Source organism: Paraconexibacter antarcticus, from assembly GCF_024220175.1.
GTDB classification, from domain to species: Bacteria; Actinomycetota; Thermoleophilia; order Solirubrobacterales; family Solirubrobacteraceae; genus Paraconexibacter; species Paraconexibacter antarcticus.
Map to the genome: position 1 here is coordinate 4,446,687 of NZ_CP098502.1, position 12,577 is coordinate 4,459,263.

Below are 12,577 nucleotides of genomic sequence, written 5' to 3' on the forward strand. Positions count from 1 at the left end.
CTCCCTCTGGTCCCAGACGCTTAGACGGTCGTCAGGGGGAGCGGGATGTCGAGCGCGGGGACGCTGACCGGTCCCGGGCCGCCGTTGCGGCCGGTGGCGTCGGTGATGCCCTCGGTGTAGGCGGTGGACCAGTCGCCCGACGGCAGGCCCATGGCCTTGGCCGTGTTGATGTTGGGGCTCTCGACGGTCATCGCGATCTTGCGCAGGTCGTCGATGGTCCACTTCTTGTCCTCGCGCAGGTGCGGCTGGCCCATGAGCGTCTTGCCGTCGGCGCGGACGAACTCGAGCTGTTGGACGACGTCGGCGAGATCCTGACCGTGGAAGCGGTCGAAGTAGTTGCGGTCGCCGACGTACCGGCCCGGGTTGGACTCATCGAGCCAGCGGCACTCCTTCGAGCAGTAGAACCGCGTGCGGTCGTGCAGCTGGCGGTGGCACATGTCCTCGTCGATGAGGGCCGGCATCGTGCACGTCCAGCAGAACGGCGGGGCCTCGGACATCATCCCCGAGAGCAGCAGCGCCTGTTCGGCCGGGTCGTCGAGCTCACGGTAGGCCTCCCAGAAGAAGCCGTACTCGTCGTACCAGCCCGGGTACTTGCTCTCGAACCACTCGAAGTCCTTCTCGTCCAGGCCGTCGAACTTCCAGAAGTGCATGGGCCAGGTCGCGAACGCGAGCATCGCCATCTTGTGGTGCAGGCCCTTGGTGATGCGCTCGCGGGCCCGCTCGAAGATGTGCGGATCCATGTCGAGGCCAAGCTTGCCCATCTTGAGGATGTAGGCGCGGTACCAGTCGTCGCGGATCCAGCGGTCCCACTTGTTCAGGAACGACTCGTCGTCCGAGCGGTCCTTGGAGAAGTACTCCATGACGACAGCGGTGAAAACGTCGAGGAAGGCGTGGTTGATCCACCACGCCTGCTGCAGGTCGCGCTCGATGAAGGGGATGTTGCGGTCGTCCTGCAGGACGGTCAGCAGCGTCGCGTACCCGTTGGAGATGTGGCGAGCCTCGTCGGACTGCACCGAGAGGTAGGTCGTGGGCAACGTGAAGTCGCCATTGCGGGCGGCGACGTCCGGCAGCGCGACGAAGGCGACGTTCGTGAACGCGGTCTCGGCGACCACCTGCAGCGCGAACGCGCACTGGATCGGATCGCCGACCATGAAGTGGTTGGCGAAGTTCATGCCGCCGAGCGTGAAGATGTCCCGGGGCATGGCCTTCTGCATCTGGTTCCACCCGCCCGGGTCCGGAGCGTGCTTGGCGTACCAGCGACCGAGCGCCATCTGCATGCCGGTGTGGCGTACCTCGTCCATGTACTGCACGTGGTACCCGTTGCGGAGCTCGTTGGACGGGATCGCGTCGATCAGCATCGACATGCAGCGGCCGGCACCGATCTCGGCGTAGTTCGTGACGGTCAGGAAGGGCTTAAGGATCTCCAGCCACCGCTCGTGGGCCTTGTTCGGCATGTCCGCGCGGACCGCCGCGTCGTGACCACCGTAGACGCGGTCATCCTTCTCCAGCTCCATCGGCAGGTACTCCCGCATGATCTGCTTCATCGGGTCCTTGGACTTGGACGGGATGTGGTAGCGCGTCGGGTAGCGGGGGACCGCGTCGTGGTAGGTCGGCTCCCATCCGAGCTGCGCGATGCGGTCGTGGGTCTGCGTGATGCTGCGGCGCTTGGACTTCGAGGACATGGCGGTGTTTCTCCCGGGTCGGCCAGAGGTGGTTCGACCGTACGTCGGGCACCACCGCGCGCTCAATCCGCTGATCGGGTCATAACCGTTAATCCTTCGGACATATCGCGAGTTCGGCTTCGGGGTGCCGCCTGCCGCCAGCAGTCATATTTGGTCGAAAGGTCAACGCCGCCGGGCAGTTCGATCACTAGGCGGCCGCGTCCGCCGAGCCCTACGTTCCGCGAGCCGGCTTCCCGGTTGCCGCGTCGGCGTCTCAGTCGTCGCACGCACCCTCGACCCTCACCCCCGACGAGGAACACGATGACCTCCACGCACGACTTCCTGCCGACCGGAACGCGACGGGGCTTCTCCGACGAGCAGATGGAGATCTTCGCGCAGGTCGACCGGTTCGCCAGCCGCGAGCTCCACCCGCTCCAAACGCGGATGGACAACGAAGAGTGGTGGCCCGAGCACGTCTTCCCGCAGTTCGGCCGGCACTGCTACCTCGGCGTGACCGCTCCGCTGGAGCTCGGCGGGCTGGGCCTTGACCCCACCGTCCCGCTCCTCATCTCACAGGCCCTCGAACGCTGGAACCCGGCCATCGCGCTCAGCTACCTCGCTCACGAGAACCTCTGCCTGAACAACATCGTCGCCAACGCGAGCCGCGAGCTGCAGGAGATGTACGTGCCCGCCCTCTGCGACGGCTCAGCAGTAGGTGCGCTCGCGCTGACGGAACCCGGCGCCGGGTCGGACGCCCTCAGCGGCATGCGGACGACCGCCGTGCGCGATGGCGACGACTACGTGCTGAACGGGACGAAGCTCTACATCACGAACGGGCCGATCGCCGACGTCGTTCTGATCTACGCCAAGACGAGTCCGTCGCTTGGAGCGAAGGGCATCTCGGCGTTCGTCGTCGAGTCGCGCTGGCCGGGGTTCACCGTCGCACAGAAGCTCACGAAGATGGGCCTGCGGGGTAGCCCGACCGCTGAGATCGTGCTCGAGGGTTGCCGGGTTCCGGCGGCGAACCTCGTCGGCGAGCTGGACCGGGGTGTTGCGGTCGTCATGAACGGACTGGACGTCGAGCGCATCGGACTGTCGTTCATGATTCTCGGGATGGCCGAGCGGGCGCTCGAGCTCAGCGTCGAGTTCGCTCGCGCCCGTGAGCAGTTCGGGCAGCCCATCGGCTCATTCCAGCTGGTGCAGGGGATGATCGCCGAGATGTACACGCAGGTCGAGGCGCTGCGCAGCTTGGCGATGGACGTGGCGCTCGAGTCCGCCGAGATCGCTCACGGCGCCGCGCCGGCCCGTCTCGCGCTACGCGCCGCATCGCTCGCGCTGCTCGCCGGCACGTCATACATGCAGATCGCGGACAAGGCCGTTCAGATCCACGGGGGCTACGGCTTCATGTGGGAGACCGAGGTCAACCGGCTGTACCGGGCAGGCAAGCTGTTGGAGATCGGTGCCGGCACCAACGAGGTCCGCAAGGTCATCATCGCGCGGCACCTGCTCGGCCGTTGAGGCCGTTTGCGGCGGTCTTAAGGGGTGGCGGAGGATCGCATGAACTTGGCGACGGCCTCCGCCCGGTTGGAGGCACCGAGCTTCTTCAGGATGTGATGCACGTGCGCTTTCGCGGTGCTCTCGCTGATGAACAGCCTCCGCGCGATGGCCGCGTTCGTCGCCCCGCCGACGAGCAGTTGGATCACCTCGCGCTCGCGGGCGCTCAGGACCTCGCGAACGGTCGGGTCCCAAAAGATGTCAACCGGCCTCGAGACGTCGATCTCCCCCGGTGCGCCGGGCGCAACCCCATAGTCGACGAGCGCGCTTGCGTCGGCGACGGCGCCGAGCTCCTGCGCGAGGGTGCTCAGCTGCGTGCGCTGGCGCTGCAGATGACGTCGTAGGGCTTGGCGCTCGAGGATCAGGCCGACCCCGACGACGAAGGCCGACAGCACGTCGCGGTCGACTTCGTCAACCTCGACGTCGTGGAAGTAGTGGTCGGCGTGGATGAACCCGACGACCTGACGTTCGCAGAGCACGGGCGCGGCGACGTACCCGCGAGTTCGCGTCACCGCCACGAGTGCACGCGGGGTGTTGGGATCGTTCTGAGCATCAGCGACGATCGCCGCCGATCGTCGCCGGACCAGTTCCGTTTCCACGATGAAGTCGGCCAGATGCGGACGCCCGTCCGGCGTCTGACCGACGCGTAGGGTCTCGGCGGCCCATTCCTCGGCGTCCCCGAAGTAGACGCTCTGTGCCACGAGCTCGTCGCCGAAGACGGTGAAGACGATCACTCGGTCAAACCCGCACCGCTCGACCGTCGCCCGGGCCACCGCTTCGAACAGCTGCTCTGGCGCGTCCATCTCGCGAAGCTCGGTGAGTGATGCCGTGACCCCGTGCATGGCCGCGTTCAGTCGCGTGCCCAGTGCACGAGGTTCCGGTCCTCGCGCCGGCGTTACGGCGTCGTCGCCGGCACCATGGCCTTCAGGAACCTTCTGACCCATCGACCCCATCGGGATACTCTCGCCGGTGGACCCGATCCGTGTCCAGCGGCGACGCCGGTTGGCACCGCCCCACCCGCGCGTCAGTCGTTCGCGGCCGAGCCCTTGATCACCGCATTCCGGCCGAAGGGTGCATGCCGATTAGTCGTTCGGCTACTACCCCCGCGACACCCGAGCGCCCTAGTGTCGAATGGCGGTGGCGCCCGGGCGGCCCCTCCGGTCTTGCGTGTCACAGAGCGGAGAGGTCCCGATGTCCGAGCATGGTCGACTTGATGGAGCACCGACGCACGTCGCGTTCGGTAACGCCGGCCTCGGGGTGGAGCGCTCTAACGCGGTCCCCACCGCTGACGAGGCTCGCGCCGTCTTCGATGCGTTTCACCGCATCATGCAGCGGGCGGCGACGGACGGCGAGATCGGCGAGCGGCTTGCGTTCGCTCAGATCGTGACCCACGTGCACCTTCGCGACGCCCCTGAAGATCTGACGATGACGCTGCTCTTCGATCGTGCGCCGGTCGAGGTTGCCGACCGTGCTGTCGGTCATCCCGACGTCGAGCTGTGGATCGACACCAACGACGTCGTGCGGTTCTGGACCGGCGACATGCATCTGGCGATGGGGATCATGCATGGCGAGGTCGAGTTCAAGGGACCGGTCCGCAAGCTGCTGCCGATCGTGCGGCGCCTGTTCACCGAGTTTCAGGCGATGGCCGTCAACGAGCAACTGGCGGTGCCCGGGCCCCAGGTGCCGTCCGCCTGATGCGCACGTCAGGTCCGGCGCGGCTCGTACGGCCCACTCCCGCTGTCGGAGAACCCGATGGCGTATGGCACGACCGGCGTCCACCGATGCAGTTGTCCGAGTTGCGCGAGGCGATCAACGCCGCCGTCACCCGCACCCAGGCGGCACTCGGTGAGACGGCTCCGACGCCGCTCGGCGCGCGTCTAGAGCTCGGGACAGCCCTTGCCGTGCTTGACGTGCTGATAGAGCGAGCCGTCCGGTTACGCGACGACGAGGAGCGCGCCGTGCTCGTGCGCGAGCTCTGCGACGTTCGACATCGGCTCCACGAGTACCGAGCGCTTCGGCGCCTTCAACGTTCTCGGCGATGCAGAAGGGCCTGGCGCGCCTGCGCGACCTCCCGTCCGCGGCAGCCCTTTTGGAGCAGGCCCCCCGCGAGATCGCCGCCGCCTTGGGGTTCGACCGCGTCCTGATCTCGCGTGTGGAGACATCTCAGTGGATCCCCCTGCGACTCTTCGTGCGTGGGGATGCCAAAGCGGGATCCGCGATTCTCGGGGTCGTCGGTGAGGAGCCCGAGTTGCTGACCCATCAGTCGCTGGAAAGCGAGATGGTGAGGCGTCGCACGCCGCTGCTCGTGCTCGACGCGCAGGCGAACCCGGGCGTCCACCGGCGCCTTGCCGAGGCGACCGGGTGCCGATCGTACGTGGCGGCGCCGATCATGCCCGAAGGCGATGTGATCGGCCTCCTTCACGCTGACTTCCATCGCTCCCGAAGAGATCCTGACCAGGTCGACTGCGACGCGCTCTTCGCCTTTGCCGAGGCGTTCGGCGCGCTCCTGCAGGCGGCGGTCTACGCCGGCCGGCTGCGCGCGCAGACACGTCACGTGCGCGAGGTCACCGCTGCGCTTGGATCTGAGCTCGACGCTCTCACGCACACCGACGTGCGGATGGCGGTGGCCGCGCGGATCGACGAGGGCGGGCGTGACTTTGGTCGCGTTCCGGTTCCGCCGCGAGACGGACCACTCGACCGGCTGTTGACTCCGCGGGAGCTCGAGGTCATGGCACTCGTTGCGACCGGCGCGCGTAACGCGGACATCGCCGCGCGCCTCGTGGTCGCCGAGGGCACGGTCAAGTCGCACGTCAAGCAGATCCTGCGGAAGATGCACGCCCACACCAGGGCCGAGGCGGTGTCGAAGTACATGCGGCTGTCAACGCTTCCCACCGCCGCGCTTTAGAACGCTGTGATCAACACGACTGCCGTTGTACGCAAGGCGGTCGCGTTCCCCGGGCCTCTTGTGGCCTCGGCTTCGTGCACTTCTGGCCGATTCCGCGGGTATCGTCGGCCTGCCGATGCCCGAAAAGACTCCTCCGGCCCGCCCACTCACTCCGAAAGGGGACCGGCGCGCCGAGTCGATCCTGAGCGCGGCGACCGCCGTCCTGGCCCGCGATGGATTCGGCGGCGCGACCCTCGGTCGCATCGCGGCGGAGGCCGGGGCGGAGAAGCGGAGCATCCTCTACTACTTCGGCACCCGCGAGCGGCTCATGGTGCGCGTCGTTCACCGGCTCGGGGGGCAGATCGCTGAGACGGTGCGGCAGGCAACGCCCGCGTTAACCGACCCCCACGAACTGCTGGACGCGATCGTCTCCACGACCTGGGCTGGCGTGACCTCTGACCCGCAGCTGGTTCGGGCGTACTTCGCGCTCGTCGCCGGCGACGTGGAGGCCGGGGAGGTCGACGACGCGTTGGCAACGATCAAGGACATCTACCGCTCGCTGATGCGCGATCAGATACTCGCGCTTCACACAGCCGGTTGGCGACCGCGTGGCGATGTCGACAACGCGGCCAACGCTCTTTTCGCTCTTCTTCGTGGCTACCTGTTGCTGTGGCTCGAGGAAGGCGAGACTGCTCTGACAGACGGGGGACTGGATCAGTTCAAGAGCTTCGTGTCGGCCCAGTTTTTCCCGCCCGAATAAAAATCACCAATCGGAGACTTTCAGTGATACGCTTCGCCGATGAGCACGATCGAGCAGACTCCACGTCTAGTCGGTTGGCGGAGCGTCGCGACGGGGGGCGGGCGCAACGTCGCGCGCACGCACGAACCACGCGTCGCGGCCATCGACCTTGGCCCAGCGGCGACCGCCGACCCGCATCGGCTGCGCCCCTTGGAGCGGCGTCTCACCCGTGCCGCCACAGTGGCCGATATCTACAACCTCGCGCTGGGAAGCGCCCGCCGTCGCCCCAGTGTTCGGTGTGCCTTCGTCGTGAGCGTCGATTGCGAGCGGCTCTCGCTCCCGTCGGGCGGCGACTCGCCCACAAGTGCTGCAGCGAGCGAGGTCGCCGAGCATCTGGCCCATCAGCCGTACGAGCTCAGCGCGGACGATCTCCGCGCCATCGACGACAGCGACGGCGGCGCCGCCGATCGCGCGCTGGAACGCATCGTGATCGCGCGGCTCGGGCTGCCATTGGTCGCGGTAGGCCGCATCAAGCTCGACCGGTCCACCGTGGCGCTGCTCGTCGCTGACCACCAAGCGACGCCGACCGAGAGCGACCGAACCGCGACCGCCGAGATCGCAGCTCTCATCGGACTGGCCCTTCAGCGAAGCTTCGATGACTTTTGGCGACGCGTTGCGGAGTGACCCCGCCAGACACCTGGAGACCCCTCCCCCGGGGCCAGCGTGGGCCCGCGTGCATCAAGCCAGAGGCGTCGTAGCTGCTCGGCGGTGCGCGCCCCGAGCGGCGGGCCAGTCTGCACCGATTCGACGCCGTTGGACAGCCCGCAGAAGGGGAGACGATGGGCGCCTCCGGGCAAGTCAGGTCGCGCCGCGCCTCGGTCCATCGCACTCACCGGGAGAGCGCTGAGCATGGGTCCTACGCCCGCGACGCGGCGGACTGGCCGGGCATCTGCGGCCCGGAATGCTGACGCGAGGCCGACGGCACGGGTCGTCTGACGGTGCCGGCCTGCGGCACCCGAGCGCGCGCGACACCCATACCGCTGCAAGTACGGCACCCGGGCGGCCCGCAGGGGCGTCGGTCACGAGAAGTTGCTCGGGCACACCGTCTGGTGAGATACCCGCTCGAAACTCACCGTTCGCACACTCCGACGTGGACCGTGTCTGAGCCCGCCCAACCCGCTTTGTCGGGGCGGATGAGTTGGATCAAGTAGCCCATGATCGACCTAGTTGTCTCGCAACTCGGGTGTCCGCTGGGCCTGCACGGTCCAGCTCGTCGCAGACGTGGCCGGTGAGCCCTCGCTCCGCGACCCGGTCTGAGGCCACCCGTACCCGGACCCCATATCGGTGCTCATGTCGTGACCTCGGCGGCGTGCTCGTGATGACGACACGACGGCGCAGCGTCCGGAGAGCTCCCCGGGTCGGCGTTGAAGGCGTGGCGGCAGTGCTCGGAGCAGAAGAAGACGGTCTGGCCGTCGCGCTCGATCGTGAGCGCCTTGGCGCGGTCGACCTTCATGCCGCAGACGGGGTCGGTGACGCCTCGACGGGCGGTGAGCCAGAACAGGGCGCCGAAGACGCCGACGGCCAGGACGTTCAGGACGAGCTTATAGTTGACGCTGATCGAGCCGAAGATGTCGCCGCGGGTCGGGCGCGCGCCGGCGGGGATAAGGCCGGTGGCGCCGAAGAGGCCGTCGACGATCAGGCCGGCGATCACCATCGTGATGAACATGAGCGCGACGATCCGCACGGCGAAGGCGGTGCCGTAGTACTTGCGGTAGATCGTGATGATCGGCAGGACGATGAGGTCGGCGAAGATGAACGCCATGACGCCGGCGAAGGAGATGCCGCCGGACCACAGCACCGCGGCCAAGGGGACGTTGCCCACGGAGCAGACGAAGCTGAGGATCGCGATGACGGGGCCGACGAGGACGTTCTCGATCGTCTTGACCCCGGCGGGCGCGTCGGTGATGAAGAGGGCGTTGAAGAACCCGTCGCCGAGCTGCGCGACGTAGCCCGCGAGGAGGAAGCCGATGGTGATCTCCTTCCACAGCATCTGCCAGTCGCCGCGGAAGTTGTGCGCGACGTCCGACCAGGCCGACGCCGAGGTCATGCGCTCGCGCCAGGTGAGCTGCTCGCCGGCCATGTGGTGCTGGTGGCCGGTGTCGGCCGCCTCCGCGTGTGCCCGCGCCGCGTCCTCCTGCTCGCGGCTGACGAACAGCCGCAAGGCGACGGCCATGAGGACGATCATGATGATCCCCCCGACGTACTCGGCGAGCGCGAACTGCCAGCCGATCAGCACCCACAGGACGAGGCCGAGCTCCCACACGAGGTTCGTCGACGCGAACTGGAACGCGAGGGCCGAGGATGCCGACGCGCCCTTCTGGAAGAGCGACTTCGCGATCGCGATCGCCGCGTAGGAGCACGAGGACGACGCGGCTCCGAGCCCGGTGGCCTTGGCGATTGGACGCACGCCCGTACCGGCGAGGGCCGCCTCGATCCGCTCGCGGGGCACCCACGCCTGCACGATCGCCGAGATCGCAAATCCGATCACGAGCGCCCACCAGACCTCGTAGGCCATGAGGAAGCTGTCCTTCAGCCCCATCCACGCGACGTCGAGCACATCGCTCATGAGTGGCTCCTGTCTGCGAGGTGGCCGGCGATCGTGACCAGCGCGTGTCCGGTCGGGGTGAGCTTGAACATCGTCATCTTGCCGTCCTTGCGGGCGGTGACCAGACCCTCCGTGCGCAGGACCTTCATGTGGTGGGAGACGAGATTCTGGGAGCGCCGTGCGATCCACGAGAGGTCGCAGACGCACAACTCCTGACCGTCGCGGAGGGCGAGCGCGAGGTTCAGGCGCGTCGGGTCCGCCAGACCCTTCAAGACACCGGCGACCCGCTCGGCGTCCGCAGTGGCGAGACCCGCCTGACGGATCCTCGTCGCCGCCGGCTGATCGATATGCAGAAGCTCGCCATGTTCATCCATACGCATAATCTAACAGTCGTTGATGTGAATGTGTGTTGATTTGTCTTTCGCCACCGTGGACGAGCGATGATCGCGTCGTCCGTCCGTCTTCGACAGCTGCTCCGCCGTCGGCGCCGCCTGTTGACGGTGGCGTGCGCGGCACTGACTCTCGGCGTGTTCGCGCATCACGCGCTGCCCGAACAGGCGATGACGGGCTCAGACCATGGCATGGGCCAGCACGCGACCGCCGCGATGGTGATGTGCCTCAGCGTCGCCGCTGCAGCCGGCCTGTGGGCGGTCGGCCGCTTGCCGCGTCTGCACCCGCGGCGTCGTCCCACGCTGATCCTCCCGCTCCGCCTGCCGATGGCAGAGCTCACCCCGCTCGTGATCCCTCGTGCTCGCGCCGGCCCCCTGGGCCCTGTCGTGCTGCGGATCTGATCGCGCCACCGGTCTGCCCCTTCCCGTTCGCGCACGGGTCGGCCGGCTGCCTCGCGCATCCCAGACACCAGCACAGGAGCACATTCATGAGCATCATCATCCGACGGGCCCTGCCCGTGATTGTTGTCGCCGTGATGGCCGCGGCGTTCGTCGCCGGCTGCGGCGGCAGCGACAGCAAGAAGGATCCGTCCACTTCGGCGGGCAACGTCACCGATCGGGCGTTTGTCAACGACATGACCCCGCACCACCGGTCCGCGATCGCGATGGCCACCGTTGCGCTCGCCCGCGCCGATCACGTCGAGATCAAGACCCTCGCGGCGAACATCATCAGCGGTCAGAAGCGCGAGCTCACGTTGATGGCGGGCTTCAAGAACACGCTGAGCGCCGGTGACGGCAAGAGCACGCTCGGGCGGTCGATGCACGCGATGGGCATGGACATGAACGCCGCCGCGCTGAAGACCGCGGCGCCGTTCGACAAGGCGTTCATCCAGATGATGAGCCCCCACCACGCGGGCGCCGTCGCGATGGCAAGGACCGAGCTGGCCAAGGGCAAGGATCCGAAGGTCAAGGCCCTCGCTCGACAGATCATCGCCGCGCAGACCTCGGAGATCGCCCAGATGAAGGCATGGCTGACCAAGTGGTACCCCGGCACCAGCGACAGCACCGGGATGGGCATGGGCTGAGGGCGGCCCGGCGCTGCGGCCGGCCCCGGCGACCACGCCCGGGCCGGCCGTCACGCCTGCGTATCGCGGAGAGCGGGGCCAAGCATCGAGCGGCATCAACTACTCCTCGTAGGAGCTACCGCGTAGGGTGGCGCGATGCGCTTCCCCCTCTCGGTTGCTCCGCTGGTCCTCGTGCTCGCCACCGGCTGTGGATCGAGCAGCGGCACGAGCACGCCGACGACGAGCAAGGCCGCCGCCGGTCCTGACGCGTCGCTTCCGCCGGCTCTCGCTGCGAAGCTCACCGCGGCGGAGCATCCGCGCGCCGCCGACTTCCCGGCGACGGGCGGCCGCTCGCTACAGGCGTTGGCCAAGCTCGTCGCACCGGGGCCGCGGATCGGGCTCGCGGCGTCGGTGCTGCTGCCCGGTGAGAACCGCGTCGCCTTCGGGCTGATCGGCGCGGACAACCGCTTCGTGTACGGGCGCTCGGCGCTCTACGTCGCAAGCTCCCCGTCCGCGGCGGCCCAGGGTCCTTTCCTGGCGCCCGCAGATTCGTTCGTGCCCTCCGCCCCGTTCCTGAGCAAGACCGCCGCCGCCGACACCGCCGACATCAAGGCGATCTACGCCACCCAGCTGACGTTCAGGAAGGCAGGCTCCTACGCGGTCCTGGCGGTTTCGCGGGTGGGCAACCGGCTGCTCGGCGCGGCATCGACGCTGAAGGTCCAGGCGTCCAGTCCGATCCCCGGCGTGGGTGAGCGGCCGCCGGCGATCAGCACCGACACCGTCGCATCGTCGGGCGGGGACCTGAGCAAGATCGACACGCGCCTGCCGCACGACGACATGCACCGCGTGGACTTCAAGGACGTGATCGGCAAGAAGCCCGTGGTCCTGCTGTTCGCCACCCCGCAGCTGTGCCAGTCGCGGGTCTGCGGGCCGGTGACCGACCTCGAGCTCGAGCTCGAGCACACCTACGGGGACCGCGCGACGTTCATCCACGAGGAGGTCTACGCCCAGAACGACGTGAGCAAGGGGCTGCGCCCGCAACTGCGGGCCTTCCACCTGCAGACCGAGCCGTGGCTGTTCACGTTCGACCGTCGCGGCCGCGTCGCCGCGCGCCTGGAAGGGGCGTTCGGCATCAACGCCTTCCGCGCGGCCGTGCAGGCCGCGATCGGCCGCTGAACTGCGCATCCGCCGTAGCGGGAACGCGGTCAGAACCCGATGTCGTAGTCGATGAGCCAGGCCTTCAGTGCGAGGAGGTCGCGGGCGAGGTAGAGCTCCGCTCGTGTTGCCGGGATCGCCTCCAGTCGCTTGATGACGAGGTCGCCGTCGAGGAGTCGGTTTAGCAGGCGGATGATCTCGTTCGCGTTGTCTTGGACGAGGGCGAGTGGCGCGTCGCCGGTGCAGAGGACAGCAAGTTGGTCGCCTTCCATCGCGATCACAAGCGTGCCTTCTGGATGGTGGGCGAACACGCGCGGCCATGCGCGCGCGACCCGCAGGAGCGGACCGGCCCCGGGGAAGTAGTCCTCAACGGGCATGGGCAGGACGCTGAGGCGCGGCGGAAATCGTCGCGCCGTGGCAGACTGGACCTGTGGTCATGGGATCTGCGCCCAGATGACGTGGACGGCACCCAGGGCGAAGGCCCGGTGTCGGAGATTGGGTAGTTTGAGCCGTCCCGGGATCGACG

13 protein-coding genes are annotated in these 12,577 nt (G+C 67.9%); 8 read left to right on the top strand and 5 right to left on the bottom strand.

Features of this window, described 5'->3' with window-relative positions:
- Positions 1 to 20: 20 nt before the first annotated feature.
- Positions 21 to 1,682 carry a ferritin family protein gene (locus NBH00_RS21790; RefSeq protein ID WP_254570678.1) on the bottom strand — a complete coding sequence of 554 codons (1,662 nt, stop codon included), beginning with the start codon at positions 1,680 to 1,682 and terminating at the stop codon, positions 21 to 23.
- A gap of 300 nt (positions 1,683 to 1,982) precedes the next feature.
- Between NBH00_RS21790 and NBH00_RS21795 the strand changes: the two genes are divergently transcribed.
- Entirely contained in the window at positions 1,983 to 3,179 is a 1,197-nt protein-coding gene (locus NBH00_RS21795; protein WP_254570679.1) for an acyl-CoA dehydrogenase family protein, read from the top strand.
- A 17-nt stretch (positions 3,180 to 3,196) separates the two neighbouring features.
- On the opposite strand, the gene NBH00_RS21800 is transcribed toward NBH00_RS21795, so the two are convergent.
- On the bottom strand, positions 3,197 to 4,018 hold the full coding sequence (locus NBH00_RS21800; RefSeq protein ID WP_254570680.1) for a LuxR C-terminal-related transcriptional regulator: 822 nt from the start codon (positions 4,016 to 4,018) through the stop codon (positions 3,197 to 3,199).
- A gap of 388 nt (positions 4,019 to 4,406) precedes the next feature.
- On the opposite strand from NBH00_RS21800, the gene NBH00_RS21805 reads away from it, so the two are divergent.
- From NBH00_RS21805 to NBH00_RS21825, 4 genes are all read left to right on the top strand, one after another.
- The gene (locus NBH00_RS21805; RefSeq protein ID WP_254570681.1) at positions 4,407 to 4,910 is read left to right on the top strand and encodes an SCP2 sterol-binding domain-containing protein; all 504 of its coding nucleotides are present in this window, start codon (positions 4,407 to 4,409) and stop codon (positions 4,908 to 4,910) included.
- A gap of 343 nt (positions 4,911 to 5,253) precedes the next feature.
- Positions 5,254 to 6,120 carry a LuxR C-terminal-related transcriptional regulator gene (locus tag NBH00_RS25350; RefSeq protein ID WP_302182660.1) on the top strand — a complete coding sequence of 289 codons (867 nt, stop codon included), beginning with the start codon at positions 5,254 to 5,256 and terminating at the stop codon, positions 6,118 to 6,120.
- Positions 6,121 to 6,235: 115 nt separating this feature from the next.
- Positions 6,236 to 6,859, top strand: a complete 624-nt coding sequence (locus NBH00_RS21820) for a TetR/AcrR family transcriptional regulator (protein WP_254570682.1) — start codon at positions 6,236 to 6,238, stop codon at positions 6,857 to 6,859.
- A gap of 39 nt (positions 6,860 to 6,898) precedes the next feature.
- Entirely contained in the window at positions 6,899 to 7,522 is a 624-nt protein-coding gene (locus NBH00_RS21825; RefSeq protein WP_254570683.1) for a hypothetical protein, read from the top strand.
- Positions 7,523 to 8,186: 664 nt separating this feature from the next.
- Here NBH00_RS21825 and NBH00_RS21830 read toward each other — a convergent pair.
- Together NBH00_RS21830 and NBH00_RS21835 are read right to left on the bottom strand one after the other, a co-directional pair.
- A complete protein-coding gene (locus NBH00_RS21830) occupies positions 8,187 to 9,464 on the bottom strand; it encodes a permease (RefSeq protein WP_254570684.1) in 1,278 nt (425 codons plus the stop codon).
- On the bottom strand, positions 9,461 to 9,817 hold the full coding sequence (locus NBH00_RS21835; RefSeq protein WP_254570685.1) for an ArsR/SmtB family transcription factor: 357 nt from the start codon (positions 9,815 to 9,817) through the stop codon (positions 9,461 to 9,463). Before NBH00_RS21835 ends, NBH00_RS21830 begins: the two co-directional genes overlap by 4 nt.
- 66 nt (positions 9,818 to 9,883) lie before the next feature.
- Here NBH00_RS21835 and NBH00_RS21840 point away from each other — a divergent pair, with 66 nt between their 5' ends.
- From NBH00_RS21840 to NBH00_RS21850, 3 genes are all read left to right on the top strand, one after another.
- The gene (locus tag NBH00_RS21840; RefSeq protein ID WP_254570686.1) at positions 9,884 to 10,234 is read left to right on the top strand and encodes a hypothetical protein; all 351 of its coding nucleotides are present in this window, start codon (positions 9,884 to 9,886) and stop codon (positions 10,232 to 10,234) included.
- 86 nt (positions 10,235 to 10,320) lie between these two features.
- Positions 10,321 to 10,917 (top strand): DUF305 domain-containing protein, encoded by a 597-nt coding sequence (locus tag NBH00_RS21845; protein ID WP_254570687.1) that lies wholly within the window; start codon positions 10,321 to 10,323, stop codon positions 10,915 to 10,917.
- 135 nt (positions 10,918 to 11,052) lie between these two features.
- Positions 11,053 to 12,072 (top strand): hypothetical protein, encoded by a 1,020-nt coding sequence (locus NBH00_RS21850; protein ID WP_254570688.1) that lies wholly within the window; start codon positions 11,053 to 11,055, stop codon positions 12,070 to 12,072.
- 29 nt (positions 12,073 to 12,101) lie between these two features.
- Here the strand turns inward: NBH00_RS21850 and NBH00_RS21855 are convergent, their stop codons facing one another.
- Complete coding sequence (locus NBH00_RS21855; protein ID WP_254570689.1) at positions 12,102 to 12,428, bottom strand: hypothetical protein; 327 nt, start codon at positions 12,426 to 12,428, stop codon at positions 12,102 to 12,104.
- Positions 12,429 to 12,577 lie beyond the last annotated feature (149 nt).